Source organism: Cellulomonas sp. PSBB021, from assembly GCF_002240455.1.
GTDB classification, from domain to species: Bacteria; Actinomycetota; Actinomycetes; order Actinomycetales; family Cellulomonadaceae; genus Cellulomonas; species Cellulomonas uda.
Genome location: NZ_CP021430.1, coordinates 3,485,392 through 3,511,119, shown reverse-complemented (window position 1 = coordinate 3,511,119; position 25,728 = coordinate 3,485,392). Strand labels below are relative to the sequence as shown.

Annotated in this window: 23 protein-coding genes and 1 pseudogene; 11 read left to right on the top strand and 13 right to left on the bottom strand. The window is 73.9% G+C overall.

Annotation, left to right across the window (positions count from 1 at the left end; all coding sequences use genetic code 11):
• Window positions 1-18: 18 nt before the first annotated feature.
• The 4 genes from CBP52_RS16115 (at window position 19) to CBP52_RS16100 (ending at window position 3,869) form a co-directional block, all read left to right on the top strand.
• Window positions 19-1,449, top strand: a complete 1,431-nt coding sequence (locus tag CBP52_RS16115; protein WP_166772207.1) for a trehalose-6-phosphate synthase — start codon at window positions 19-21, stop codon at window positions 1,447-1,449.
• The gene (otsB, locus tag CBP52_RS16110) at window positions 1,442-2,431 is read left to right on the top strand and encodes a trehalose-phosphatase (RefSeq protein ID WP_094181809.1); all 990 of its coding nucleotides are present in this window, start codon (window positions 1,442-1,444) and stop codon (window positions 2,429-2,431) included. Before CBP52_RS16115 ends, otsB begins: the two co-directional genes overlap by 8 nt.
• A 73-nt stretch (window positions 2,432-2,504) precedes the next feature.
• Window positions 2,505-3,423, top strand: a protein-coding gene (locus CBP52_RS16105; protein ID WP_369826240.1) for an IS5 family transposase whose coding sequence is annotated in 2 segments (ribosomal slippage) — window positions 2,505-2,867 and window positions 2,869-3,423 — 918 coding nt in all. Because the reading frame shifts where the segments join, the coding sequence is not laid out codon by codon here.
• A 50-nt stretch (window positions 3,424-3,473) separates the two neighbouring features.
• Complete coding sequence (locus CBP52_RS16100; RefSeq protein ID WP_094179410.1) at window positions 3,474-3,869, top strand: hypothetical protein; 396 nt, start codon at window positions 3,474-3,476, stop codon at window positions 3,867-3,869.
• Window positions 3,870-3,934: 65 nt separating this feature from the next.
• On the opposite strand, the gene CBP52_RS16095 is transcribed toward CBP52_RS16100, so the two are convergent.
• Window positions 3,935-4,903, bottom strand: a complete 969-nt coding sequence (locus CBP52_RS16095; protein ID WP_157732448.1) for an IS481 family transposase — start codon at window positions 4,901-4,903, stop codon at window positions 3,935-3,937.
• Between the two features lie 444 nt (window positions 4,904-5,347).
• Here CBP52_RS16095 and CBP52_RS16090 point away from each other — a divergent pair, with 444 nt between their 5' ends.
• From CBP52_RS16090 to CBP52_RS16080, 3 genes are all read left to right on the top strand, one after another.
• Window positions 5,348-7,009 (top strand): PQQ-binding-like beta-propeller repeat protein, encoded by a 1,662-nt coding sequence (locus CBP52_RS16090; protein ID WP_232514813.1) that lies wholly within the window; start codon window positions 5,348-5,350, stop codon window positions 7,007-7,009.
• Between the two features lie 167 nt (window positions 7,010-7,176).
• Entirely contained in the window at window positions 7,177-8,304 is a 1,128-nt protein-coding gene (locus CBP52_RS16085; protein WP_094181807.1) for an ABC transporter ATP-binding protein, read from the top strand.
• 202 nt (window positions 8,305-8,506) lie between these two features.
• Window positions 8,507-9,796 (top strand): DUF4032 domain-containing protein, encoded by a 1,290-nt coding sequence (locus tag CBP52_RS16080; protein WP_094182454.1) that lies wholly within the window; start codon window positions 8,507-8,509, stop codon window positions 9,794-9,796.
• A 51-nt stretch (window positions 9,797-9,847) separates the two neighbouring features.
• On the opposite strand, the gene rlmB is transcribed toward CBP52_RS16080, so the two are convergent.
• From rlmB to CBP52_RS16055, 5 genes are read right to left on the bottom strand one after another with little or no spacing between them, the layout of a single operon-like run.
• Window positions 9,848-10,843 (bottom strand): 23S rRNA (guanosine(2251)-2'-O)-methyltransferase RlmB, encoded by a 996-nt coding sequence (gene rlmB / locus CBP52_RS16075; RefSeq protein ID WP_094181806.1) that lies wholly within the window; start codon window positions 10,841-10,843, stop codon window positions 9,848-9,850.
• Complete coding sequence (gene cysS / locus CBP52_RS16070) at window positions 10,843-12,276, bottom strand: cysteine--tRNA ligase (RefSeq protein ID WP_094181805.1); 1,434 nt, start codon at window positions 12,274-12,276, stop codon at window positions 10,843-10,845. The genes rlmB and cysS overlap by 1 nt, the downstream gene beginning before the upstream one ends.
• Window positions 12,277-12,301: 25 nt before the next feature.
• Window positions 12,302-13,480, bottom strand: coding sequence for an alanine racemase (locus CBP52_RS16065; RefSeq protein WP_094181804.1), 1,179 nt, complete (start codon window positions 13,478-13,480; stop codon window positions 12,302-12,304).
• Window positions 13,467-14,771 carry an MFS transporter gene (locus CBP52_RS16060; RefSeq protein ID WP_157732684.1) on the bottom strand — a complete coding sequence of 435 codons (1,305 nt, stop codon included), beginning with the start codon at window positions 14,769-14,771 and terminating at the stop codon, window positions 13,467-13,469. Before CBP52_RS16060 ends, CBP52_RS16065 begins: the two co-directional genes overlap by 14 nt.
• The gene (locus tag CBP52_RS16055; protein ID WP_094181802.1) at window positions 14,768-15,385 is read right to left on the bottom strand and encodes a TetR/AcrR family transcriptional regulator; all 618 of its coding nucleotides are present in this window, start codon (window positions 15,383-15,385) and stop codon (window positions 14,768-14,770) included. The genes CBP52_RS16060 and CBP52_RS16055 overlap by 4 nt, the downstream gene beginning before the upstream one ends.
• Before the next feature lie 131 nt (window positions 15,386-15,516).
• Between CBP52_RS16055 and CBP52_RS16050 the strand changes: the two genes are divergently transcribed.
• Window positions 15,517-16,839, top strand: coding sequence for a D-arabinono-1,4-lactone oxidase (locus CBP52_RS16050; protein WP_094181801.1), 1,323 nt, complete (start codon window positions 15,517-15,519; stop codon window positions 16,837-16,839).
• A 95-nt stretch (window positions 16,840-16,934) separates the two neighbouring features.
• Window positions 16,935-17,906 (top strand): NADP-dependent oxidoreductase, encoded by a 972-nt coding sequence (locus CBP52_RS16045; RefSeq protein WP_094181800.1) that lies wholly within the window; start codon window positions 16,935-16,937, stop codon window positions 17,904-17,906.
• Between the two features lie 36 nt (window positions 17,907-17,942).
• Here CBP52_RS16045 and CBP52_RS16040 read toward each other — a convergent pair whose 3' ends face one another.
• Window positions 17,943-18,848: a LysR family transcriptional regulator gene (locus CBP52_RS16040; RefSeq protein ID WP_094181799.1), complete on the bottom strand. Its 906-nt coding sequence runs from the start codon at window positions 18,846-18,848 to the stop codon at window positions 17,943-17,945.
• Between the two features lie 24 nt (window positions 18,849-18,872).
• Between CBP52_RS16040 and CBP52_RS16035 the strand changes: the two are divergent.
• Window positions 18,873-19,724, top strand: a pseudogene (locus tag CBP52_RS16035) (EamA family transporter); the annotation flags it as partial.
• A gap of 104 nt (window positions 19,725-19,828) precedes the next feature.
• Here the strand turns inward: CBP52_RS16035 and ispF are convergent.
• The 3 genes from ispF to CBP52_RS16020 form a co-directional block, all read right to left on the bottom strand.
• Entirely contained in the window at window positions 19,829-20,344 is a 516-nt protein-coding gene (ispF, locus tag CBP52_RS16030; protein ID WP_094181798.1) for a 2-C-methyl-D-erythritol 2,4-cyclodiphosphate synthase, read from the bottom strand.
• Window positions 20,341-21,123 carry a 2-C-methyl-D-erythritol 4-phosphate cytidylyltransferase gene (gene ispD / locus CBP52_RS16025; protein ID WP_094182453.1) on the bottom strand — a complete coding sequence of 261 codons (783 nt, stop codon included), beginning with the start codon at window positions 21,121-21,123 and terminating at the stop codon, window positions 20,341-20,343. The genes ispF and ispD overlap by 4 nt, the downstream gene beginning before the upstream one ends.
• Window positions 21,124-21,219: 96 nt before the next feature.
• A complete protein-coding gene (locus CBP52_RS16020) occupies window positions 21,220-21,702 on the bottom strand; it encodes a CarD family transcriptional regulator (protein WP_048341557.1) in 483 nt (160 codons plus the stop codon).
• A 447-nt stretch (window positions 21,703-22,149) separates the two neighbouring features.
• Here CBP52_RS16020 and CBP52_RS16015 point away from each other — a divergent pair, with 447 nt between their 5' ends.
• Window positions 22,150-22,719: a hypothetical protein gene (locus CBP52_RS16015; protein ID WP_198303487.1), complete on the top strand. Its 570-nt coding sequence runs from the start codon at window positions 22,150-22,152 to the stop codon at window positions 22,717-22,719.
• Window positions 22,720-22,829: 110 nt separating this feature from the next.
• Here CBP52_RS16015 and pstB read toward each other — a convergent pair whose 3' ends face one another.
• The 3 genes from pstB to pstC are packed head-to-tail and all read right to left on the bottom strand — an operon-like array spanning window position 22,830 to window position 25,619.
• Complete coding sequence (gene pstB, locus CBP52_RS16010; RefSeq protein WP_094181797.1) at window positions 22,830-23,609, bottom strand: phosphate ABC transporter ATP-binding protein PstB; 780 nt, start codon at window positions 23,607-23,609, stop codon at window positions 22,830-22,832.
• A gap of 10 nt (window positions 23,610-23,619) precedes the next feature.
• Window positions 23,620-24,591 (bottom strand): phosphate ABC transporter permease PstA, encoded by a 972-nt coding sequence (pstA, locus tag CBP52_RS16005; RefSeq protein WP_094181796.1) that lies wholly within the window; start codon window positions 24,589-24,591, stop codon window positions 23,620-23,622.
• On the bottom strand, window positions 24,591-25,619 hold the full coding sequence (gene pstC / locus CBP52_RS16000) for a phosphate ABC transporter permease subunit PstC (RefSeq protein ID WP_094181795.1): 1,029 nt from the start codon (window positions 25,617-25,619) through the stop codon (window positions 24,591-24,593). The genes pstA and pstC overlap by 1 nt, the downstream gene beginning before the upstream one ends.
• Window positions 25,620-25,728 lie beyond the last annotated feature (109 nt).

The window sequence follows — 25,728 nt, the reverse complement described above, 5'->3', positions numbered from 1 at the left end:
GGAGATGCAGTGTCTGCTGTGCCTAAAGATGGCTACGACCTCGTGGTCGTCGCGAACCGGTTGCCCGTCGACGTGTCGCTCGGCGAGGACGGCGAGCCCACCTGGACCCGGTCCCCGGGAGGGCTGGTGACGGCCCTCGCACCGGTCATGGCCCAGGCGGACGGCGCGTGGGTCGGCTGGGGCGGGTCGCCCGACCTCACGCTGGACCCGTTCGAGGTCGACGGCACCCAGCTCGTGCCCGTGACGCTCTCGGCTGACGACGTCGAGCGGTACTACGAGGGCTTCTCGAACGACACGCTCTGGCCGCTGTACCACGACGTCATCGCTCCGCCCGCGTTCCACCGCCAGTGGTGGGAGGCCTACCGGCGCGTGAACCGCCGGTTCGCCGAGGCCGCCGCGGCGCAGGCCGCACGGGGCGCGACGGTCTGGGTGCACGACTACCAGCTCCAGCTCGTCCCCGCGCTGCTGCGCGAGCTCCGCCCGGACCTGCGGATCGGGTACTTCCACCACATCCCCTTCCCCCCGCTCGAGATCTTCGCGCAGCTGCCGTGGCGCAAGGCCGTGGTCGAGGGGCTGCTCGGAGCGGACCTCATCGGGTTCCAGCGCGGTGGGGACGCCGCGAACTTCGTGCGCGTGGTCCGCCGCCTGACCGACCTGACCACACGTGGCCAGGTCGTCACGATCACCGACGAGCACGGCCGCACCGAGCGGCACGTGCGCGCCGCGGCGTTCCCGATCTCGATCGACTCCGCCGCCTTCGACGCCCTCGCCCGCACCGACGCCGTGCAGGAACGTGCCGTCGAGATCCGCCACGAGCTCGGCAACCCCACGATCCTGCTGCTCGGGGTCGACCGCCTCGACTACACCAAGGGCATCCGGCACCGCATCAAGGCGTACGGCGAGCTCCTCCAGGACGGCCGCCTGTCACCCAGCGAGACGACGCTCGTGCAGGTCGCCTCACCGAGCCGGGAGAACGTCGGCGCCTACGCGCAGCTGCGTGACGAGGTGGAGCTGCTCGTCGGCCGGATCAACGGCGACTTCGGCCAGGTGGGGCACGCGCCCGTGCAGTACCTGCACCAGTCGTTCCCCATGGAGGAGATGGCCGCGCTGTACCTCGCCGCGGACGTCATGCTCGTGACCGCGCTGCGCGACGGGATGAACCTGGTCGCCAAGGAGTACGCGGCCGCACGGTCCGACGACCGCGGCGCGCTGGTCCTCAGCGAGTTCACCGGTGCGGCCGACGAGCTCGCGGGCGCGATCCTGGTGAACCCGCACGACATCGACGGGATGAAGGACGCGATCACGTACGCCGCGCACCTCGACCCGCGCGAGGCCCGCAAGCGCATGCGCCGGCTGCGGAGGCGCGTGCTCGGCCACGACGTCAACGCCTGGTCGCGCGAGTTCCTCGCGGTGCTCACCGCCGTCCCCCAGCGAGACAGCCATGTCTGACGCCAGCACGGGCGCGCCGACCGACCGGCCCGCCCCCACGGTGCCGACCCCCGCACAGCCCGGCAGGGAGCCGACGACGCCTGCCCCCGCACCGCACGACCGGGGGCTGGCCGCGCCCACCCCCGCACCGCACGACCGGGGGCTGGCCGCGCCCACCCCCGCACCGCACGACCGCCCGGCAGCGCCGTCTCCCGCGCCACGTGACCGGGGGGCGGTCGTCGACGCGCTCGTGGCGCTGGCGGACGACGCCGAGGCCCGGCCGCTGCTCGTCGCGCTCGACTTCGACGGCACGCTGGCCCCGTTGCAGGACGACCCGTCGCTGTCGCGGGTGCTGCCGGAGGGGGTCGAGCCGCTGCGGCGCATCGCCGAGGCGGACGACGTCGCGCTCGCGCTCGTGTCCGGGCGCGCGCTGCACGACCTGCACGCGCTGGCCGAGGTCCCGGTCGGCACGTACCTGATCGGCTCGCACGGTGCCGAGCGGGCGCGCGTGACGCGGCACGGCCTCGACCGCGACGTGGTCCGGCTCACCGACGAGCAGGCCGACCGGCTCGCCGCGCTCGGCGCGCAGGCGTCCGCCATCGCGCGCGGACGCGACGGGATCTGGGTCGAGACCAAGCCCACCGCCGTCGTCCTGCACACCCGGCTCGCGGAGCGCGCCGACGCGGCCGCCGCGCACGAGCAGGCACTCGCGCTGGGCGCCGAGCTCGGCTCGGGCGTCCTGAGCGGCAAGGACGTCGTCGAGATCTCCGTGCTGCACGCCAGCAAGGGCGAGGCCCTCGGCGCGCTGCGTGACGAGCTCGGCGCACGCGTCGTGGTCTACGCGGGCGACGACGTCACCGACGAGCACGCGTTCGAGGCCCTCGGCGAGCACGACGTCACGGTCAAGGTCGGTCCTGGCGACACCGCCGCCCGGCTGCGCGTGGCCGACCCGCACGAGATGACGCGCGCCCTGGCCGCGCTTGCCGACGCCCTGCCCGGCTGACCCGCACGAGATGACGCTCGCCCTAGGGCGTGTCTCCCAACTCTGCGGCGAACTGGGCGGCAGGCTCTCGGGCGTGAGTCGGTTCCAGGTCTTTACGGACGTGCAGTGGGAGCGGATCGAGCCGTTGCTGCCGTCGAACGCGGGCAAGGTGGGTCGCCCGTTCGGTGACCACCGCACCATCGTCGAAGGCATCGCCTACCGGTACCGGACCGGGATCCCGTGGCGAGACCTGCCGCGGGACGCCTTCGGACCATGGCAGACGGTGTGGAAGCGGCACAAGAAGTTCGCCGACGACGGGACCTGGGACCGCATCCTGGCGCACCTGACGGCCGAGGCCGATGCCGCAGGTGAGATTGACTGGACGGTCTCGGTGGACTCCACGATCAACCGCGCCCACCAGCACGCGACGAACACGACCCGCCCAGAGCACGACACAGGGGGCGGCGTCGAATCACAAGACGCAGGGTCGCTCGGTCGTCCACAGTGAACCCGCAGGTCACGGCATAGGTCGCTCCCGTGGCGGGTTGACGAGCAAGGTCCACCACGCGGTCGACGGTCGCGGGCGCCCGCTCGCCGTCGTCATCACTCCCGGCCAGTCGCACGACGGGCGAGCGCTGGAGCTGGTGCTGGCGGACCTCTGGGTGCCGCGCCTCGGTGCGGGCCGCCCGCGCACCACGCCGGACGTGGTGCTCGGGGACAAGGCGTACTCGTCACGAGCGAACCGGGTCATGCTGCGTCGGCGCGGGATCCGGGCCGTGATCCCTGAACCGTCCGACCAGCAGGCCAACCGCAAGCGACGCGGCGCGAATGGTGGGCGTCCGCCGAAGTTCGACCGCGAGGTCTACAGGCGGCGCAACGTCGTCGAGCGATCCTTCAACCTGCTCAAGCAGTGGCGCGGCCTGGCCACCCGCTACGACAAGCACGCCGTCGTCTATCGGGCTGGCGCCGTTCTCGCCGCGATCGTGACGTGGTTGCGTACATCCGTCGGCTGAATACGGAGACCGCTCACCACACGAGTCGGGGCTTGCACCATGATCGTCACGTGGACGAGGCACCTTCCGAGCGACTGGTGGACCAGCGGGTGCGCAACAGGGCGATCGAGGTCCTCGAGGTCCTCGCCGATGGCGATGCGGGTCTCTACGCCGTCGGCGTGAACGAGTACTTCAACCACTTCTTCGATTACGTCGACGACGACCTGCCACACGACTGGCGAGGACTGTCGACCTACACCCAGGAGGAAGTCACAAGGATCGAACTCGTTCTCGACGAGATGCTGGCGGCCCTCAAGGCCACGGCAAACCTCACCACCGAGCGTGAGGTCGCTGCCAGCGGGTGGCCAAAGCGCATCGCACCGATCGCGCGCGAGGCTCTCGGGGTCATGACCCAACGGGGCAGATTCGACGAAGAGCGCGAGGAGGTTGAGCCGTCACACCGCTGATGCTCTCCGACCAGTGACCAGACCTTCGCGGGGGTTGGGAGACACGCCCTAGCTGTACTCGGCCATCACGTTGGTGACAGTCGGGTGACGGGGGCGGCGCCGACGGCGTGGTGGTGACGTTCAGTGTTGTACTCGTTGAGCCAGGTGGTGAAGGCGGTGGTTCGCTGGTCGTTCGAGGTCCATGGATGCCGGTAGGCCCATTCGCTGGCGAGGGTGCGGTTGAATCGTTCGACCTTGCCGTTCTGCCAGGGGCAGTGGGCCTTGATGAACCAGTGCGCGGTCTGGTGCGCGGCGAGCACCGCAGCGACCTCGTGGGCGTGTGCGTAGGACCAGTGGTTGTCGGTGAGGACGGCTCTGACGGGTGTGCCCAGCGCGGCGAAGTGGGTCAGGGCACGGTCGATGAAGCCCGCGCAGGTCGCGCCTTTCTCGTCCGGCAGGATCTCGGCGTAGGCGACTCGTGAGTAGTCGTCCACGGCGGCGTGGACGTAGTCATAGCCGATCAGCGGGCGCTTCTTCTTCGCGGCCTGGGTGCCGGCTCGCCCATGCGCTCTCCACCCACCGCCTTGCGGGATCCGCCCGACCTTCTTGACGTCGACGTGCACGAGGTCACCCGGGTGCGCGTGCTCGTAGCGGACCGCGGTCACCTTCGACGCCCGGATCGGCTCACCGCTGATCGGGTCGCACTGCCACAGGTAGGGCACGTGGGCGCGGCGCAGGATCCGCGAGACGGTCCGCGCCGGCACTCCGGTCGCCCGCGCGAGCTCGTCCGGACCGCGCCGCAACCGCTCACGCGCAGCGAGCACGAGTGCGACCCGCTCAGGGCTGGTCACCGCCGGTGACCGTCGCGGACGCGAGGACCGGTCCTGCAGACCGGCACGGCCCTGCGCATCGAAACGAGCCACCCACCGATGCGCGCACTGGCGCGAGACACCCAGCTCGCGGGCGACATGAGCGACCGGGCGCCCCTGCACCCGCACCCGCTGCACCAACAACCATCTCCCATGCGGCGTCAGCCGCGCATTAGCGTGAACCACGAGGGCCTCCGGATCGTGAAGACGAGACATCTCCACTACGCCGGAGGCCCTCGCCCACGTCAACGCCCTGTCACCAACGTGATGGCCGAGTACACCTAGCCGCCCTCGACGACACCCTGCCCGGCTGACCCGCACAGCGCACCGCACATCTGAGCCACCCCGCCGCCCGCTGGACCCGCCGTCCGCTGGACCGCCGGACCCCAGCTGACGCCCTCGCCTCGGACCCGTGCGGCCGTCCCGCGTGCACCCGCCAGGCGGTGGAGCGCGGGCTGAGGCACCTCGGCGATCGTGGGGCGGTTCGGCCGGGCGCGGCCGGGGGGTGTGGTTGGCTGGGCACCGACCGCGCAGGTGCGGTCGGTCGCGGGTCGGTCGCGGGTCGGACGGTTTCGTCGGTCCCGGGCGGACCGCGGCAGGCACCCCGGCCGAGGAGGCGCCGTGGCCCCGATGCGGCCCGTCGAGCTCGAGGACGACGACCCGGGCACGCACGACGCCGCGCCGCCCGCCGGGCGGTCGTCGAGCCAGCGCGCCGCGGCCCAGCCCGGTGACGCCGGACGCCGGGGGTGGGGCGTCCGGCGCGGCAGGCGCGGCCGGGGAGAGCGGACGACCGTCGTCGAGCTGGACGACGACCCCGCCACCGCGCACACGGCGGACGTCGACCCGGCGGACATCGACGCGACGGACATCGACGCGGCGGACGCCGATGGCGCGGGCCAGGGACGAGACCAGGGACCGGGTCGTCGGCACCGGGGGCGCTGGTTCGTCGTCGGGGGCGCGGCGGTGCTCGTCGTCGGCGCGGTCGTCGCGCAGCACGTGCTCGACGAGCGTCGCGAGGCGCGCGCGACGCGGTTCGACGACGTGCCGGGCGTGCTGCTCCCGCTCGACGGCCCGCCGCGCGTGCGCGACGACGTGCGGTTCGAGGCCCTGTACGTCCCGGTCCAGGTGGGCGGCGTCCTGCTCGTGCACCGCGCGGTCCCCGACAGCCGCACGACCGCACGCGTCGAGGCGCTCGACCGTGCGACGGGCGACGTCGTGTGGCGCCGGGACCTCGCGGTGCCGCCGGCACTCGAGGCCCTCGTGCGCGAGGACCCCGAGCCGCTCGACGTGACGTGCCGGCCGCTGGGGACGCAGGCCGCGGCGTGCGTGGTGACCACCGGCACGGTGTTCGCGGGCGACGGGGTCGACGACCTGCTCGTCGTGCTCGACGCGACGGACGGGACCGTGCTCGAGCAGCGCGACCTCGGCGCGGCGGGCTGGACGACGTCGGGGACGTCGATCGTCACGGCGGACCCGGGCCGTGACCCGCTGCGCCCCGAGCGCGAGCTCTGGACGGTCCAGTCGCGGGTCGGCACGGGGCCGCGGGCGGGGACGCTCGAGTGGACGTGGACCGCCGACGAGCCCCTCGACCGGGACGCGCCCACATACACCACTGGCCAGGCGATCGACGTGCTGGGCGACCGCATCCTGCTGACCCCGCTCGACGCCCCGTGGTGGCTGCTCGACACGAGCGGCGCGCTCGTCGCGCAGGGCGAGCTCGCCGAGGGCAAGTTCGCGGCGCTCGCACGCGGTGGCGTCGTCACGGTGAGCCCCGTGCTCGGCAGCGACCTGAACGACGGCGCGCTCGTCGTCGGCGACCGGCGCGTCGAGGCGGGCTGGGTCACGCGGGCGTCGGTGGACGACGGCACGGCGCCCGACGTGACGTTCACGGTGCGGCAGGACGGCGCGGCCGTCTCGGTGCACGCGTGGGACGCCGCCACGGGCGACGCGCTGTGGGACCGCACGGTCCTCAGCCCCGACCCGCTCGTGCTCGACGGGCGGGTGTACCTGCTCGGTGCCGGGGGCACGGTCGCCGCCGTCGACGCGCGCACGGGTGAGGAGGTCTGGTCCGCATCCGCCGGGGACTTCGCGTCGTGGCTCGCGACGGACGGCCGCCGGGTGCTGGCGCTCGGCACGTCGGACCGCGTGCGAGCCCTGGACCTGGACAGCGGCGCGCGGGTCTGGGAGGGCACGGTGCCCGGGGCGGAGTACGGCCTGTGGCCGACCGGCGGAGTGCTCGCCGCCCCCGAGAGCGGCCTCGAGCGCCCGGCGCTCGTCGTAGCACGCCCCTGACGGTGCGGACCAGGGACCTCCGGATGACGGAGGTCACACCGGCGTGTGGCAGGATGTGCGAAGGCCGGTGCGGGTCCTTCCGCGTCGGCCGTGTCAGTGAAGACACTGAACACCCTCCACGACGGATCGTCCGGCACGTACCTGCCGGTGAAGGGATTGGTAGCACCATGGCTACGGTCACGTTCGACCACGCAACCCGGGTGTACCCCGGCACGGAGCGTCCCGCGGTGGACGCCCTCGACCTCCACATCGAGGACGGCGAGTTCCTCGTCCTCGTCGGCCCCTCGGGCTGCGGCAAGTCGACCTCGCTGCGCATGCTGGCGGGCCTCGAGGACGTCAACGCGGGCCGCATCCTCATCGGCGACCGCGACGTCACGGACGTCCAGCCGAAGGACCGCGACATCGCGATGGTCTTCCAGAACTACGCGCTGTACCCGCACATGACGGTGGCCGACAACATGGGCTTCGCGCTCAAGATCGCCGGCACGCCGAAGGCGGAGATCCGCCAGCGCGTCGAGGAGGCCGCCCAGATCCTCGACCTCACCGAGTACCTCGACCGCAAGCCGAAGGCCCTCTCGGGTGGTCAGCGTCAGCGTGTCGCCATGGGTCGCGCGATCGTGCGTCAGCCCCAGGTGTTCCTCATGGACGAGCCGCTGTCGAACCTCGACGCGAAGCTCCGCGTGCAGACGCGTACGCAGATCGCGTCGCTGCAGCGCCGCCTCGGCGTCACCACGGTCTACGTCACGCACGACCAGACCGAGGCCCTCACCATGGGTGACCGCATCGCGGTGCTCAAGGACGGCATCCTGCAGCAGGTCGGCACGCCGCGCGAGATGTACGACACGCCGGCCAACGTCTTCGTCGCCGGCTTCATCGGCTCGCCGGCCATGAACATCGGCACGTTCCCGGTGCTCGACGGCCACGCGTCGCTCGGCCGCTCGCGCGTGCCGCTGTCGCGTGAGGTCATCTCGCAGCTCACCGAGGACGACAAGAACCACGTCACGCTGGGCTTCCGCCCCGAGTCGGTCGACGTCGTGCCCGCCGGTACGCCGGACGCCGTCCCGGTCATCGTGAACATCGTCGAGGAGCTCGGCTCGGACGCGTTCGTCTACGGCTCGCTCACCAACGAGTTCGGCCAGGCCAACACGGTCCACTCGGGCGCCGGCGACGCGCAGGTCATCGTGCGCGTCGACCCGCGTCAGGTCCCGGCCAAGGGCGAGACGGTCGCGATCCGCATCCGCGCGGGCGAGCAGCACCTGTTCCACGCGGGCTCGGGCGAGCGCATCGACGCCTGACGTTCGCACGCACCTCGGGAGGGGCGGTCGTGGCCTTCGGGCCCGGCCGCCCCTCCTGCCTGTGCGGACCGCCTGACCTGCGTCCTCCCCCCGTCCGCCGCCCGGTCCGCGCGAGACCGGTCGGGGATCTTCACGCCCTCCCCGCGTTCGTTGTGGGGTTCCGACGATCGCGCCGTCGGGCCCCGCTGGCAGGATGGAGCCCATGAGCACCACGCCGCAGCGCCTGCAGATCACGGCGGCCGACCCCGACCCGGCGCTGCTCGACCTGCCCTGGCACATCCCGCTCGAGGAGTGGCCCGCCGAGACGCTCGCGGCGCTCCCCCGCGGCATCTCGCGCCACATCGTGCGGTTCGCACGCCTGTCGGGCCGGGTCATCGCGATCAAGGAGATCGGCGAGACGGTCGCGTACCGGGAGTACGAGCTGCTGCGGCAGCTGCGTCGGCTGGACGTCCCGTCGGTCGAGCCGGTCGGCGTGATCACGGGACGCCGCTCACCGGAGGGCGAGCCGCTCGAGGCGGTGCTCATCACGCAGCACCTGCAGTTCTCCCTGCCGTACCGCTCGCTGTTCAGCCAGTCGCTGCGGCCGGACACCGCGACCCGGCTGATCGACGCGCTCGCCGTGCTCCTCGTGCGGCTGCACCTCGCGGGCTTCTACTGGGGCGACGTGTCGCTGTCGAACACGCTGTTCCGCCGGGACGCGGAGACGTTCGCGGCGTACCTCGTGGACGCGGAGACGGGCGACCTGCACGAGCGCCTCACGGAGGGCCAGCGCGGGTACGACCTCGAGGTCGCGCGCGTGAACATCATCGGCGAGCTCATGGACCTGCAGGCGGGCGAGTTCCTCGACGAGGACGTGGACGCGGTCGCGATCGGCGACGCGCTCGCGGTGCGGTACCGGGACCTGTGGACGGCGCTCACGGAGGTCGAGTCGTTCAGCTACGGCGAGCGGTGGCGCGTGCAGGCACGCGTCGACCGGCTCAACGACCTGGGCTTCGACGTGGGCGAGCTGGACATCACCACGGACGTGGACGGCACCACGGTCCGCATCCAGCCGAAGGTCGTGGAGTCGGGGCACTACTCGCGCCGGCTCATGCGGCTCACGGGGCTGGACGTGCAGGAGAACCAGGCGCGCCGCCTGCTGAACGACCTCGACGAGTACCGCGCGGCCACCGACCGTCAGATGGAGGACGAGGCGTTCGTCGCGCACGACTGGTTGACGGAGATCTTCGAGCCCGCGGTGCGCATGGTGCCCAAGGAGATGCGCGGCAAGCTCGAGCCCGCGCAGGTGTTCCACGAGCTGCTCGACCACCGCTGGTTCCTGTCGCAGCAGCAGCACCGTGACGTGCCGCTGCAGGAGGTCGCGCGCAGCTACGTGAAGAACATCCTGCCGAACCGGCCCGACGAGCAGTCGATCCTCGGCGTGCAGCCCGGCGACCTGCGGGACCAGACGGAGTCGATCCCGACGATCGACGGCGACACGCTCATCGGCTGACCGGCGGCACCCCGAGGCCTCGACCCCGGGGTGAGTGGACGGCGGCGGCGCTCAGGCGCGCTGCCGTGCCACCTCGTACAGCGCGATGCCGGCCGCGACACCCGCGTTGAGCGACTCGACGTCCGAGGTGATGGGGATGGACGCGATCGCGTCGCACTGCTCGCGCACGAGCCGGGACAGCCCCTTGCCCTCGGAGCCGACGACGAGCACGAGCGGGTCACCGGCGTAGGGCAGGTCGGCGACCGAGACGTCCCCGCCGCCGTCGAGCCCGACGACGAACACACCGGACTTCTTCCACTCCTGCAGGGTCCGCGCGAGGTTGGTGACCCGGGCGACGGGCACCCGCGCCGCGGCACCGGCGGACACCTTCCACGCGGAGGCGGTGACGCCGGCGGCTCGGCGCTCGGGCACGATCACGCCGTGCGCCCCGAACGCGCCAGCGGAGCGGAGCACCGCGCCGAGGTTGCGGGGGTCGGTCACGCCGTCGAGCGCGACGGCGAGCACGGGCGCACCCTTGGCCGCGGCGATGTCGAGCAGGTCCTCGTCGTCCCGGTACGGGTAGGGCGGGACCTGGATCGCGACGCCCTGGTGCACGGCGCCGTCGGTGAGGCGGTCGAGCTCGAGGCGCGAGACCTCGAGCAGCGGGTAGCCCGCGTCGGCGACGATCGAGATGATCTCGCGCGTGCGGTCGTCGGCCTCGAGCCGCGCCGCGAGGTAGACGGTGGTGACGGGCACGCCGGTGCGCAGCGCCTCGAGCACGGAGTTGCGGCCCGCGACGATCTCGTGCGTCGACGACTTGCGTCCGCCCTTGCCGCCCGCGGCGGACCGCGACGCGGCGGCGGACGGCCGCCCGGACGTGCCGCGCGCGCCTGCGGGGCGCTCGGCGGCGATCTTGCGCTTGTGCGCCACGTGGTAGACGCGGTCCTCGGCCTTGGGGGTCGGGCCCTTGCCCTCGAGCGCCTTGCGGCTGTGCCCGCCGGTCCCGACCGACGAGCCCTTCTTGCCGCCCTTGCGCGTCGCGCCGCGACGCGAGGAGTTGCCGGCCATCAGTCCTCCGATCGGGGTGCGAGCGTCCACCGGGCGCCCGCGGGTGAGTCCTCGACGACGACGCCCGCGGCGGTGAGCCGGTCCCGGATCGCGTCGGCGGTGGCGAAGTCGCGTGCGGCGCGCGCCGCGGCGCGGGCCTCGAGCTGCGCCTCGACGAGCTCGTCGAGCGCGTGCGCGTACCGCTCGTCGGCGCCGTGGGAGCGCCACTGCGGCGAGCCGGGGTCGAGGCCCAGCACGTCGAGCATGGAGCGCACGGTGACCATCGCGTCGCGGGTGGCGAGCGAGTCGCCCGCGGCGAGCGCGGTGTTGCCGGTGCGCACGGTCTCGTGGACGACCGCGAGCGCGGCCGGCACGTTGAGGTCGTCGTCCATCGCGGCGACGAACTCGTCGGGCAGGGTCGCGGACGCGACCTCGTCGGCGGACGCGGCGCCCGTGCGCTCGGCGGCCCGCTCGACGAACCCGGCGACGCGGTCCCAGGTGGCCTCCGCCTCGCGCAGCGTGTCGTCGGTCCACTCGAGCATCGAGCGGTACTGCACGGTGGTGAGCGCCCAGCGCAGGACGACGGGCCGCACGGTCTGCAGCACGAGGTCGACGAGCAGCCCGTTGCCGAGCGACTTGCTCATCTTGGCGCCGCCCTGCGTGACCCAGCCGTTGTGCAGCCAGTAACGCGCGAAGCCCTGACCGGCCGCGCGGGACTGCGCGAGCTCGTTCTCGTGGTGCGGGAAGCGCAGGTCGAGGCCGCCGCCGTGGATGTCGAACTCCGACCCGAGGTAGCGCGCCGCCATCGCGGAGCACTCGAGGTGCCAGCCCGGGCGGCCGCGCCCGAACGGCGTGTCCCACGACGCGGTCTCGGGCTCACCGGGCTTGGGGGCCTTCCACAGCGCGAAGTCGTGCGGGTCGCGCTTCGCCCCGCCCGTGGGGGCGTCGTCGGGCGCGGGCACCATGTCGTCGACCGGCTGGTGCGTCAGCGCGCCGTACTCGGGGAACGACCGGACGTCGAAGTACACGTCGCCGGGTGCGGCCTGGTAGGCGTGCCCCTTCTCGACGAGCGTGCTCATGAGCTCGACCATCGCGGGCACGTGCCCGGTCGCGCGGGGCTCGTACGTGGGGGGCAGGACACCCAGCGCGTCGTACGCGGCGGTGAACGCGCGCTCGTTCGTCATCGCCCACGCCCACCACGCGACACCGGCGTCCGCGGACTTCGCGAGGATCTTGTCGTCGACGTCCGTCACGTTGCGCACGAGCGTGACGCGCTGGCCCTGGCGGCGCAGCCAGCGCACGAGCACGTCGAACGCGACGCCCGAGCGGACGTGCCCGACGTGGGGCGGCGCCTGGACGGTCGCCCCGCACAGGTAGATGCCGACCTCGCCCGTGACCCGGGGGACGAAGTCGCGCACCGTGCGGGTGGCAGTGTCGTACAGGCGAAGGCTCACGTCGGCAAGGCTACCGGCCCGCTCGTCAGCCGAACGTCCGGCCCTCACCGCGGTACGTGGGCACGGTGCGCTCGACGGCCTCGCCGCGCACGAGGTGCACCCGGTCGAACCGCTCCATCACCTCGCCGGACTTCGCGTGCCGGAACCACACGCGGTCCCCGATGCGCAGGTCGGCGCGTGCGGGCACGCGCAGCGGGGTCTGGACCTCGCCCGCACCCTCGCGCGGCGTGAGCGCGAGCCCCGCGGGCCACACGGGCCGCGGCTGGCGGGACGCGCTCGGCGGACCGGACGCGACGTACCCGCCGCCGAACGTCGTCGCGAACCCCGGTGCCGGGAGGCGGACGACGTCGAGCCCGAAGAACGCGGCGGGCCGCGGCTCGAACGAGCGGTAGTGGTCGAACAGCGTGGGGACGAACAGCCCCGACCCGGCCGTGACCTCGGTGACGGTCGGGTCCGACACGGACGTCTCGACCGAGCCCGAGCCGCCCGAGTTCACGAGCTCCAGCCGGTCGCCGGTGACCTGCGAGACCGCGTCGACGACGAGCCCGCGCCGCCGTGCGAGGTCGCGCACCGACAGGCGCTTGACCGCGCGGACCGCGGCGCTCGAGTCGGGCATGCCCGCGACCTGCGCCTCGTAGAACATGACGCCGCGCACGCTCAGGCCGTCGCGCTGCAGCACGGCGTGCGCGAGCGCGGCGGCGTCGTCGGGCGTGTGCACGGGCGAGCGCCGCACACCGAGGTGCGCGCGCAGCCGCCCGAGCCCGACGCGCAGCGACGCGTCGACGTCCAGGCACACGCGCAGCGCCGAGCCGTGCGCGGCGGCGGCCTTCGCGGCCAGGTCGGCCTGCGCGACGTCGTCGACCATGAGCGTGACGGCCGCCGCGGCCACGGGGTCGGCGGCGAGCTCGTCGAGCCCGCCCGTGTCGACGCTCGGGTACCCGACGAGCACGTCGCTCACGCCCTCGCGCGCGAGCCACACCGCTTCGCGGACCGAGTACGCCATGACTCCCGCGAAGCCGGGGCGCGCGAGGACGGCGTCGAGCACGGCGCGCACGCGCACCGACTTCGAGGCGACGCGCACGGGTGTGCCCGCGGCACGGGCGACGAGGTCGCTCGCGTTGGCCTCGAGCGCGTCGAGGTCCACCACCGCCAGCGGCGCGGGCAGGTGGCCCGTGGCGGCGTCGAGCCGGTCACCGAGCGTCATGCGACGTCTCCTCGCTGGTGCGTGCGCGGACGCCCTGGTCCTGCCGGGTCGGCGTCGGTGCAGGTGCCGGCCCAGGTGCAGGTGCCGGTGAAGGTGTCGGCACGGCGACGCGGCGGGCGGCCTCGTGCGCCGGCGAGTCGAACCTGCCGGACAGCGCGACGATCACGAGCGACACCGCGACCGGCACCAGGAACGCGTAGCGGAACGTGCTGGTCGAGCCGATCGCGCCGACGAGCACCGCGCCGAGCAGCGTCCCCACGTAGTTGAACACGTTGAGCCGCGCGACCACGGCGTCGGCGTGCTCGGGTGCGAGCTCGCCCGCGGCGGCGAACGCGAGGGGCGCGACGAGGCCGAGCCCGGCACCCGCCACGGCGAACCCGACGATCGCGACGGGGGCACCGGGCGCGACGACGACGAGCAGCAGCCCGACCGCGGCGACCGACCCCGCGACGCGCACGACGCGCACGCGCCCCCACCGCCGCACGGCGCCGTCGCCGACGACGCGGGAGCCGAGCGTCGTCGCGAGGTACGCGCCGAGCGCGAGCGGACCGAGCCAGTCCGCCGCGTCGAGCGTGTCGCGCACGTAGAGGCTGCCCCACGTCTGCGCGGCGTTGTCGGCCACGTAGAACGCGACGAGCGCGACGCCGAGCAGCGTGATCGCACGCCACGGGACGGGGGTCGAGCCGACGAGCCGGACGTGGTCGGAGTCGGCGGGGTCCACCGCGTCGTGCACGCGCAGCCCGTCGCGGCGCACGAGCGCGGCGGCGGCGAGCCCGACGAGCAGGCCGGGCAGGAACACGAGCATCACGGGGTCGACGGACCAGCGCCCGACGGTCGCGGAGCACACGAGGGTCGCGATGATCGCTCCGACGGACCAGGACGCGTAGAAGCTCGACAGGAGCGGGCGGCCGTAGGCGCGCTGGATGGCGACGGCCTGCATGTTGGTGCCCGCGTCGACCATGCCGAGCGCGAGGCCGTACAGCGCGAACGCGGGCACGGCGAACGCATAGCTGGGTGCGACGGCGACGAGCGTGACGGTCAGCCCGATGCCGGCCAGACCGGCCGCGAGCGCGACGCGGCTGCCGGAGCGCCGGCTCACGTAGTCCGCGATGCCCGTGCCGATCGCGGCGGCGACGAGCACGCCGAGCACCGCGGCGGTGATCTGGTCGTCGCCGATGCCGTAGCGGTCCTTCACGTCGGGCAGGCTCGCGAGGATCGTGACCAGCACGTACCCCTGGGCACCGAACGCGACGGACCCGGCGACGCGGGACCGCGCGAGCGCCCCGGTCACTCCTCGACGCCCGCCGGCTCGAGCGGCTCGGCCTGCGTCGCGAGGAACGTGCCGAACCCCGCGATGGTCTGCTGCGCGATCTCGTCGTCGCCGTCGACGAGCCATGCGAGCGACAGCCCGTCGACGACCGCGACCGTCGCGCGGGCGAGGCGCGGCACCGGGACGACCCACTGGACGCGTGAGATGCGTGCGATCTCCTCGAGCACGGCCTCGGCCGCCGACCACTGCCCGCGGTACTGCTCGATCGCGACCTCGCGCAGCTCGGGGTGGCGCAGGGACGACGTCGTGAGCTCGTACGAGAGCAGCTGCGGGCCGCGGGACGTGGTGATCTGCGTCCACAGCGCGGTGACCACCGCCTGGATGACGGCCTCGGTGGGCGAGCCCTCGGGGACGTCGGACAGGTCGGCCTGGGTGTTCTGCTCGGTGATCGCGTGCGCCATCGCACGCATCAGCTCGGACTTGTCCTGGAAGCAGTAGTGCACGACCCCGAGCGAGACACCGGCCTCCGCGGCAACCGCTCGAACGGTCGCTGCCTCGATCCCGTCCCTGCTCGCGACCGTCATCGCGGCCTCGATGAGCTGCTCGCGCCGCTCGGCCACCGGCATGCGGTTCATGCGGTCCCCTCCACTGCACCGGCCAGGGCCCGGGCCCCCGCCCGCGACCGGTGTGCCACCGTGCGACAACGATAGCCAAGCATGGACGTTCCGCTTGACTTGGACAAGTGTTCAGTCCACAGTCGCCAGTGATGGAGACGACGCGCTGGGTCAACTGGGCGCGCACCGCCTCGTCCACGCCCGTGCGCCGCGAGCGCCCGAGCGACGCCGACGAGCTGGCGCGTGCCGTCTCGCGCGCGGTCGACGAGGGCCTCCACGTCCGCGCCGTCGGTGCGGGCCACTCGTTCACGGCCGCGGCGGTGACCGACGGCGTGCTGCTCGACCTCGACGCGCTCGACGCGATCGAGCGCGTCGAGCGCCGCCCGGACGGCTCCGCGCTCGTGACAGTCGGCGCGGGCATCCGGCTCGCGGCGCTCAACGGCGCGCTCGGCGCGCTCGGCCTCGCGATGCGCAACCTCGGGGACATCGACCAGCAATCGATCGCGGGCGCGATCTCCACCGGGACGCACGGCACCGGCGTGCGCCTCGGCGGGCTCGCCACGCAGGTCGTCGGCGCGCGCCTCGTGACCGCCGCGGGCGACGTCGTCGAGACCTCGCCCGCGCAGCAGCCCGAGCTGTTCGAGCTCGCCCGCCTCGGCCTCGGGTCGGTCGGCGTGCTCGCCGCGGTCACGCTCGAGGTGGTCCCCGCATTCCTGCTCGAGGCCGTCGAGGAGCCGTGGGCGCTGGACGACGTGCTCGAGCAGCTCGACGGCCCGGACGGCCTGGTCGAGGGCAACGACCACTTCGAGTTCTACTGGTTCCCGCACACGCGGCGCGCGCTGACCAAGCGCAACAACCGCGTCCAGGACGGGCCGGGCCTCAACCCGGTGCGCCGGTGGGTCGACGACGAGCTGCTGTCGAACTCGGTGTTCGAGGTGACCAACCGCATCGCGACCGCGGTGCCCGCCGCGACGCGCCGCATCAACCAGCTCGCCGCGCGCAGCCTCTCGGCGCGCCGCTACGTGGCGCCCTCGCCCGAGGTCTTCGCGTCGCCGCGTCGCGTGCGGTTCCGGGAGATGGAGTACGCCGTCCCCCGGGCCGCACTGCGTGACGTGCTCGCCGAGATCGACCGCTGGGTCGAGACCTCGGGCGAGCACCTGCCGTTCCCGGGCGAGGTGCGGTTCGCCGCGGCCGACGACGTGTGGCTGTCGACCGCGCACGGGCGCGAGACCGCGTACGTCGCGGTGCACCAGTACTGGCGTCTGCCGTACCAGCGCTACTTCTCGGCGGTCGAGCGGATCATGGCGGAGCACGAGGGGCGCCCGCACTGGGGCAAGCTGCACTGGCTCGACGCGCGGCGCCTGGCCGAGCTGTACCCACGGTTCGCGGACGCGCAGCGCGTGCGTGCCGCCGCCGACCCGGACGGCGTCTTCGACAACGACTACCTCACGCGCGTCTTCGGCCCACGTCCCTGACTCGTGTCACCCGGGCGGGTGGTCGCCCGGTCCTGACCCGTTTCGGTCGTCCCCAGGTCTGGTACCGCTCCGGCGGGTGCGGCACGCTGCCTTCCGTGCACCCGACCACAGTCGTCGCCGCGGTCGCCTACGGCGGCCCCGAGAACCTCCGCCTGATCGACGCGGACGCGGGCGAGCCCGGTCCCGGTGAGGTCCTGCTCGACGTGCGCGCCGCGGCGGTCAACCCGATCGACTGGAAGGTGTACTCGGGCGCCATGGGCGCCGACCCGGCGCGTCTGCCGATGCGGCTCGGTGCCGAGGTCGCGGGCGTCGTCGCGGCCGTCGGCCCCAACGTGCGCTGGCTCGCGGTGGGCGACGAGGTCGTGGCCTGGCCCGTGCGCGGCGGGTACGCGCGCCGGCTCGTCGTGCCCGCGCTCGCGACCGTCCGCAAGCCGCGCGCGCTCGGCTGGGCGCCCGCCGCGGCGCTGCTCGTCGCCGGCACCACCGCGGTAAACGCGCTCACCGCCACACGCACGGGCCACGGTGACGTGGTGCTCGTGCACGGCGGCTCGGGATCGGTGGGTCGCATGATCGTGCAGCTCGCCGAGCTGCGCGGGGCGCGCGTCGTCGCGACCGCGTCCCCCGCGAGCCACGACGACCTGCGCGCGCTCGGCGCGGTCCCCGTCGCGTACGGCGGGTCCAGCGGGTCCGACGGCCCGACGCTCGCGGACCGCGTCCGGGCCGCGGCGCGCGAGCTCGGCTCCCCGGTGACCACCGCGATCGACGCGGTCGGGTCCGACGAGGCGCTGGACACCTCGGTCGAGCTCGTCGCGGACCGCACACGCATCGCGACGATCGCCGGCTTCGCCCGCGCGCGCGAGCTCGGGATCCTGCTCCTCGGCGGCGGGCCCGGGGCCGACCCGGGCACCGAGGTCCGCGAGGCGGCGCGCGCGCAGCTCGTCGAGCTCGCGACCGACGGCACGCTCGACGTGCACGTGACGCGCACCTACCCCTTGGAGGACGTCGCGCAGGCGCACGCCGACTCCCGGGCGGGCCACGCGCGCGGCAAGCTGGTGCTGCTCCCCTGACGCGCGCTCCCGCCCGGGACCGCGCGGCGCGGGCCGTCAGGTGGCGGGTGCGGTGAGGCTCGCGGCTAGCGCCTCGAGCTCGCCGAGGACGCGCTGCACGACGAGGCGCTCGGCACGGTCGGGGCGCAGCAGGGCCTCCACGTGGCGGCCCGCGCGGACGCCGGCGAGCGGGACCAGCCGCACGCGCGGGTCGGCGCCGAACGTGTAGCGCGGGAGCAGGGACACGCCGTGCCCCGCCCCGACGAGCGCCGCCACCACGTGGAAGTCGTTGATGCGGTGCCGCACGCGCGGGGTTACGCCCGCGCGCGCGCCGATCGCGTCGAGCACGCGTGCCACGGGGAACCCCTCACGCACGGCGACCCAGTCCTCGTCGGCGAGGTCACGCGGTTCGAGCGCGGCGCGCCCCGCGAGGGGGTGCGCGGGGGCGAGCGCGACGTCGAGGGGCTCGCGCAGCAGGTGCCGCACGACGACGCCGGACCCCCAGCCCGGGGAGTCGTCGCCGCGGTGCGCGACCACCACGTCGATCTCGTCGGTGAGCGCGACGAACGCGTCCTGCGCGACGTCGTCGTCCGAGCACTCGACGACGACCCCCGGCAGCGCCGCGGCGCGGGCGAGCAGGCCGGGCAGCAGGAGCTGCGCCCCGCTCGCGAACGCGCTGACGCGCACCGTCCCGCCCGGGTGCGCGCGCAGCCGGTCGACGGCGGCCGCCGCGCGCTCGACCGCGACCGCGACGTCGACCGCCGCATCGGCCAGCGCACGGCCCGCCGCGGTGAGCCGCACGCCGCGGCCGGCGCGCTCGGTGAGCGGGACGCCCACGCCGCGCTCGAGGTGGGCGAGCTGCTGGGACACGGCGGACGGCGTGAGGTGCAGCACCCGGGCCGCGGCGGTCACGCCGCCCTGGGTCGCGACCGCGCGCAGCGCCTGCAGTCCCCGCACGTCCATAAAGCAACGCTACATCGTCGGTTCATGACTTTTCGCTTGTCCTGCACGCTCGGCACGCGCACGCTCGTCGTCATGTCCACCCGCGACCGCCTGCTCGCACTGCTCGTCGCCGTGACGTGGGGCCTGAACTTCCCCGCGATCCACCTCACGCTGCAGCAGTTCCCGCCGTTCCTCGCGGTCGCGCTGCGGTTCGCGGTCATCGCCGTTCCCACCCTGCTGCTCGTGCCCCGCCCGCGCGTCCCCGTGCGGTGGCTCCTGCTCTACGGCACCGGCTTCGGCGTGCTGCAGTTCGTGTTCCTGTACGCGGCGATGGACGCGGGCATGCCGACCGGGCTGGCATCGCTCGTGCTGCAGTCGTCCGCCCCGTTCACGGTGGTCCTGGCCGCCGCGCTCCTGCGGGAGCGGGTCACGCCACGCCAGGCAGTGGGGGTGCTCGTCGCGGTGGTCGGGCTCACGGGCATCGCGCTGCACCGCGCGGGGCTCGAGGGCGGTGCAGCGCTCGTCCCGGTGCTGCTCACGCTGTGCGGCGGCCTGGGCTGGGCGCTCGGCAACCTCGGGAACCGGCTCGCGACGCGCGCGGCACCGCGCGAGTCGTTCCGCCTGATGCTCTGGATGTCCGTCGTCCCGCCCGTGCCCATGCTCGCGCTGTCGCTCACGCTCGAGGGGCCGGACCGGATCACCGCGTCGTTCGACGGGCTGACCACGCCCACGGGCCTCGCCGCGCTCGGCGGGCTCGCGTTCACGGTGCTCGTCGCGACCGTCGGCGGGTCGGGTGTGTGGACCGCGCTCATGTCGCGCCACCCCGCCGGCGTCGTCGCACCGTTCTCGATGCTCGTGCCGGTGGTCGGCATCGGCTCGTCGTGGCTCCTGCTGCACGAGGCCACCGCACCGGCCGAGCTCGCGTGGGGCGCCCTCGTCGTCGCGGGCGTGCTGCTGGGCAGCACCGCGCGCCGACGACCGGCCGGCCCCGAGCCCGCGCGTCAGCCGTGGGGGACGACGAGCGCCGTCGCGATGGCCGCGACCCCCTCGCCCCGCCCGGTGAGCCCGAGCCCGTCGGTCGTCGTCGCCGAGACGGTCACGGGCGCGCCCACCGCCATCGACAGGACCGCCTGAGCCTCCGCGCGCCGCGGCCCGAGCTTCGGCCGGTTGCCGATGACCTGCACCGACACGTTGCCGATCAGGAACCCGGCCGCGCGCACCCGGCGCGACGCCTCGGCGAGCAGCGACACCCCCGACGCCCCGGCCCAGCGCGGGTCGGCGGTACCGAAGTTCGAGCCCAGGTCACCCTGCGCGGCAGCCGAGAACAGCGCGTCCGCCGCCGCGTGCGCGGCCACGTCCGCGTCGGAGTGCCCCGCGAGCGGTCGCTCGCCCGGCCACTCGAGCCCCGCGAGGTGCAGCACCGCACCCGGCGCGGGGTCCTCGTCGTAGGCGTGCACGTCCACACCGATGCCGGTGCGCGGCAGCGGGACCCGGGCCTGCCCGGAGCCTGTCGTCATGCGTCCCCCAACAGCTCGGCGACCCGCAGGTCGCGTGCGGTGGTGATCTTCGCGGCGCGCTCGTCGCCCGGCACGACGACGACCGTCGCGCCCAGCCGCTCGACGAGCCCCGCGTCGTCGGTCGCCGCGAGCGACTCGTCGTGCGCGTGCCGTGCGGCCTCGTCGTGCGCGCGGCGCAGCAGACCCAGCCGGAAGCCCTGCGGCGTCTGCACCGCACGCAGCTGCGCACGCTCGACGGTGCCGACCACGGGCGCCGCGCCCGCGAGCTCGGCGCCGACGCGCTTGACCGTGTCCGTCACCGGGAGCCCGGGCACCACCGCGTCGTGCCCCGCCTCGACGGCCGCGACGACGCGCGCCACGAGCTCGGGCGGCACGAACGGGCGTGCGGCGTCGTGCACCAGCACCACGTCCGCCGCCTCGTCGTCGTCCGACGACGCCGTGTGCGACGGCCCTGCGCCCGAGGATCCCGCGGGCGGCACGAGCGCCGCGAGGCCGGCCGCGACGGATGCCTGCCGCGTCGCTCCCCCGGCCACGACCCGCACCCGGCCCGGGTCGACCGTGAGCGCGGCCAACGCCGTGCCGAACGCCGCGAGGTGCTCGGGCGGCGCCGTCACGACGACCGTGTCGACGAGCGGGCCCCGAGCGTCCCGGGCGTCGAGCAACCGCCGCGCGGCGTGCACGACGAGCGGCTCGCCGCGCACCGGCACGAGCGCCTTGGGCAGCGCGTGCCCGAGGCGGGATCCGCTCCCGGCAGCCGTGAGGACGGCGACGACGCTCACGCGACCGCCACCCGTCCCCCGCCGCAGCAGCACGTCACGCACCGCAGCACGTCGCGCACCCGCGCGTGACGAACCCCGCCCGGACGCCCGAGGGCGTCAGGAGGCGAGGACCTCGTCGAGGATGGCCTCGGCCTTCTCCTCCTCGGTGTGCTCCGCGAGCGCGAGCTCCGAGACGAGGATCTGGCGGGCCTTGGCCAGCATGCGCTTCTCGCCCGCGGACAGCCCGCGGTCGGCGTCACGGCGCGAGAGGTCGCGGACGACCTCCGCGACGCGGATGACGTCACCCGACGCGAGCTTCTCGAGGTTCGCCTTGTACCGGCGCGACCAGTTGGTCGGCTCCTCCGTGTACGGAGCGCGCAGGACCTCGAACACGCGGTCCAGGCCCTCCTGGCCGACGACGTCGCGAACACCCACGAGATCGACGTTCTCGGCAGGGACCTCGATGGTCAGGTCGCCCTGGGCGACCTTGAGCTTGAGGTAGATCTTGTCCTCGCCGCGGATGGTCCGGGTCTTGATCTCTTCGATCAACGCTGCACCGTGGTGCGGGTAGACGACAGTCTCCCCAACCGTGAAAGTCATCTGCAGGTGTCCCCTTTCGCAGGCGGCCCATCCTAGCACGGTATATTTCGGCCCCTTTCGGCCCGTGCTGCCGCCGCGGCACCCCCAGGACGAGCGTCGTCGCAGGTCAGAGGCTTGCAGGACCGCGCGCGCTCGCGCGCGAGGGGCGCCGCGGCATCCCGGACGTGCGCCCAGGTAGGGCGGCCGGACAGTCCTCCGACGGGCCCGGCCGCCACTCCCGCACACCGAAGGGCCCAGGCACCCCCGCCGTCGACACCTTCGTCCCCGATGGTGTGGCCGGTCTCACGCACGCGCGAGGGCCGAAGGTCCCGCCCACGCCCGTCCGGACGCCTCCGGGCCGCCACCGCCCGATAGGCTGGCCCCGCTCCACGACGGTCCCGCGAGCCTCGCGTGGGACGCCCGGACCGCCCGAGCGCCGCACCGGCCGTCCCGTCCGCAGGAGTCATCGTGAGCTCGCACCATTCCCGTCGGTCCCCTCGGTCCCTCCGGCCCCTTCGGTCCCGCCGGGCCCGCGCCGCCGTCGCGGCGACCGGCCTCGCCGCCGCTCTCGTGCTCGCCGGCTGCTCCGCGACGAACCCGATCCAGACGCAGGACCAGTACGACGCCTCCGACGGCGTCTCGGTCCGCCTGGGCGACGTGCGTGCGTCGAACCTGATGATCCTGAGCGCGGCCGAGGGCGAGGAGGGCGTGCTGCTCGGCGCGCTGACCAACACCGGCGCGGACGGGGTCACGGTCACCGTGACGTTCGGCGCCCCCGGCGAGGGAGGCGACGCGGCCCCCGCCGCCGACGCGACGACCGTCGACGTCCCCGCACGCGGCACCGTGCTGCTCACCGGCAGCCTGGGCAGCGACGAGGACGACACGAAGGTCGACGTGCGCGTCTCGCAGACGCCCGCCGCGCCGGGCGGCGTCGCGCTCGTCGGCATCGACGTGGACAGGGCCGGCTCGACCGCCGTCCAGGTCCCCGTGCTCGACGGCACGCTGCCCGACTACGCGACGCTCCTGCCGACCCCCTGACGCTGCCCCACTGACGCTGTCCCCCTGACGCCGGCCCGTCCCCCTGACGCCGGGCCGGCTCGTCAGTCGGACTCGTCCGGCCGACGAGCACGTCGGCCGGACGGGGCCCGTCAGCCGAACCGGCCCGAGATGTAGTCCTCGGTGGCCTGCTCGCGCGGTGCCGAGAAGATCACCGACGTGTCGTCGATCTCGACGAGCTGCCCCGGCTGCCCCTGCCCCGCGAGGTTGAAGAACGCGGTGCGGTCGGACACGCGCGCGGCCTGCTGCATGTTGTGCGTGACGATCACGATCGTGTAGTCCGTCTTGAGCTCCGCGATCAGGTCCTCGATCGCGAGCGTCGAGATGGGGTCGAGCGCCGAGCACGGCTCGTCCATGAGCAGCACCTGCGGCTTGACCGCGATCGCCCGGGCGATGCACAGACGCTGCTGCTGCCCGCCCGACAGGCCCGAGCCGGGCCGGTCGAGCCGGTCCTTGACCTCGTTCCACAGGTTCGCGCCGCGCAGCGACTCCTCGACGAGGTCCTGCGCGTCGCCCTTGGACATGCGGCGGTTGTTGAGACGGACGCCCGCGAGCACGTTCTCGGCGATGGACATCGTCGGGAACGGGTTGGGGCGCTGGAACACCATGCCGACCTGGCGGCGCACCGCGACGGGGTCGACGTCGGGCGCGTACAGGTCCACGCCGTCGATCTCCACGCGGCCCTCGACGCGCGCGCCGGGGATCACCTCGTGCATGCGGTTCAGGGTGCGCAGGAAGGTCGACTTGCCGCAGCCCGACGGGCCGATGAACGCCGTGACCGAGCGCGGTTCGACGCTCATCTCCACGTCGCCGACGGCGCGGAAGTCGCCGTAGTAGATGTTCAGGTCCTTGACGTCGATGCGCTGTGCCATGGGGGGGTCCTCAGACGGTGGTCTTGGGTGCGAAGAGGCGGGTGACGAGGCGCGCGACGAGGTTGAGCAGCATGACGACGAGGATCAGCGTCAGTGCCGCGGCCCACGCGCGGTCGTAGGTGACGGTCGCGATGCAGGCGGTGTCCTGCGCCGAGCACGGGATGAGGCCCTGCTGGAACTGCCGGTACACGTACACCGGCAGCGTCATCATGCGGCCCTCGAACAGGTTGAAGTTGATCGAGTCGGCGACGCCGACCGTGATCAGCAGCGGCGCGGTCTCGCCGATGATGCGTGCGATCGCGATCATCACGCCCGTGACGATCCCTGCGACGGCGGTGCGCAGCACGACCTTGACCACGACGAGCCAGCGCGGCACACCGAGTGCGAGCGCGGCCTCGCGCAGCTCGTTCGGCACGAGCCGCAGCATCTCCTCGCTCGAGCGCACGACCACGGGGATCATGAGCACCGACAGCGCGACCGACCCGACGACACCCATCCGGATGCCCGGGCCGAGGATCACGGCGAACAGCGCGTACGCGAACAGGCCGGCGACGATCGACGGGATGCCCGTCATGACGTCGACGAAGAACGTCACCGCGCGTGCGAGCGTCCCGCGGCCGTACTCGACGAGGTAGATCGCGGTGAGCAGGCCGATCGGCACCGAGATCAGCGCCGCGAGCGCGGTGATCTCGACCGTGCCGATGATCGCGTGGTAGATCCCGCCCGCGTCGACGCCGCCGAACACGCCGCGCATCGAGTGCGTCAGGAAGTACGCGTCGAACCGCTCGACGCCGTGCGAGACGACCGTCCACGCGACCGAGACGAGCGGGATCATCGCGAGCGCGAACGCACCGGTGATGACGACGCGCATGAGCAGGTCGGTCCGGCGGCGGCGCGGGTCGACCTGCCGCAGCAGCGTCGCGAGCTCGGAGCCGGCGCCCGGACCGGCGGGGCCCGGGGTGCGGGTGTCGGTGGCGGCCATCAGTTGGCTCCCGAGAAGTCCTTGCGCCGCGCGACGATCGCGCGGGCCGACATGTTGACGACGAGCGTGATGACGAACAGCGCGAGACCCGTGGCGATCAGCACCGACATCCCGAGGTCGCTCGCCTCGGGGAACTGCGCGGCGATGTTCGCCGCGATGGTCTGCTGCTGCCCCGCGGCGAGCAGCAGGAAGCTGTACAGGAAGCCCTGCGAGATGATCATCAGCACGGCCATGGTCTCGCCGAGCGCGCGGCCGAGGCCCAGCATCGCGGCGGACACGACGCCCGAGCGCCCGAACGGCAGCACGGTCATGCGGATCATCTCCCAGCGCGTCGCGCCGAGCGCGAGCGCGGCCTCCTCGTGCAGCCGCGGCGTCTGCAGGAACACCTCGCGGCTCACGGCCGTGATGATCGGCAGGATCATCACCGCGAGCACCACCGCGACGGTCGCGATGACGCGCCCCGTGGGCGAGACGGTCCCGCCGAACAGCGGCACCCAGCCCAGGTTCTCGCCGAGCCACGCCCACAGCGGCTGCACCGCGGGCGCGAGGACGATCGCGCCCCACAGCCCGAACACCACGGACGGCACCGCGGCCAGCAGGTCCACGACGTAGCCGAGGCCCGCGGCCAGGCGGCGCGGCGCGTAGTGCGAGATGAACAGCGCGATCGCGATCGAGACGGGGACGGCGAGCAGCAGCGCGAGCAGCGCCGCGAGCACCGTGCCGAACACGAGCGGCCCGACGTAGTCGAGCAGCGACGACGAGCCGCGCATGAAGCTCACGCCGTCGACGAGCTCGTCGGACGACGCGGTCATCGCGGGCATCGCCTTGAGCACGAGGAACACCGCGACGGCGGCGAGGACGATCAGGATCAGCGCGCCCGCGCCGGTCGCGGTCCACCGGAACACGCGGCTCGCGCCGCGCTCGACGACGCGCTGCGCGCGCGGGCGGCGGCGCGGCGTGCGGCGCTCGGCGTCCGGGAGGCCGCCCGGCTCGGTCCCCGGCGGTGCGGGGCTGGTGGTGGCAGTCACGTGAGACTCCTGGTCACGGGGAGGACTGGTGGGGGGACCGGGGGCTCGCCCCCGCACGGTCGTCGGTGGCCGGCCCGCGTCCCCCCGGGACAGGCCGGCCACCGACTCC

What these genes read in the sequence shown, in the direction of transcription:
- CBP52_RS16085 (WP_094181807.1), top strand. Translation starts at nt 7,177, where the DNA reads ATGGCTACGGTCACGTTCGACCACGCAACCCGGGTGTACCCCGGCACG.
- ispF (WP_094181798.1), bottom strand. Translation starts at nt 20,344, where the DNA reads ATGACGACAGGCTCCGGGCAGGCCCGGGTCCCGCTGCCGCGCACCGGC.
- pstA (WP_094181796.1), bottom strand. Translation starts at nt 24,591, where the DNA reads ATGGCCGCCACCGACACCCGCACCCCGGGCCCCGCCGGTCCGGGCGCC.
- CBP52_RS16020 (WP_048341557.1), bottom strand. Translation starts at nt 21,702, where the DNA reads ATGACTTTCACGGTTGGGGAGACTGTCGTCTACCCGCACCACGGTGCA.
- rlmB (WP_094181806.1), bottom strand. Translation starts at nt 10,843, where the DNA reads ATGGCCGGCAACTCCTCGCGTCGCGGCGCGACGCGCAAGGGCGGCAAG.
- CBP52_RS16040 (WP_094181799.1), bottom strand. Translation starts at nt 18,848, where the DNA reads ATGGACGTGCGGGGACTGCAGGCGCTGCGCGCGGTCGCGACCCAGGGC.
- otsB (WP_094181809.1), top strand. Translation starts at nt 1,442, where the DNA reads ATGTCTGACGCCAGCACGGGCGCGCCGACCGACCGGCCCGCCCCCACG.
- CBP52_RS16080 (WP_094182454.1), top strand. Translation starts at nt 8,507, where the DNA reads ATGAGCACCACGCCGCAGCGCCTGCAGATCACGGCGGCCGACCCCGAC.
- CBP52_RS16090 (WP_232514813.1), top strand. Translation starts at nt 5,348, where the DNA reads ATGCGGCCCGTCGAGCTCGAGGACGACGACCCGGGCACGCACGACGCC.
- CBP52_RS16050 (WP_094181801.1), top strand. Translation starts at nt 15,517, where the DNA reads ATGGAGACGACGCGCTGGGTCAACTGGGCGCGCACCGCCTCGTCCACG.
- CBP52_RS16065 (WP_094181804.1), bottom strand. Translation starts at nt 13,480, where the DNA reads ATGACGCTCGGTGACCGGCTCGACGCCGCCACGGGCCACCTGCCCGCG.
- pstB (WP_094181797.1), bottom strand. Translation starts at nt 23,609, where the DNA reads ATGGCACAGCGCATCGACGTCAAGGACCTGAACATCTACTACGGCGAC.
- CBP52_RS16055 (WP_094181802.1), bottom strand. Translation starts at nt 15,385, where the DNA reads ATGAACCGCATGCCGGTGGCCGAGCGGCGCGAGCAGCTCATCGAGGCC.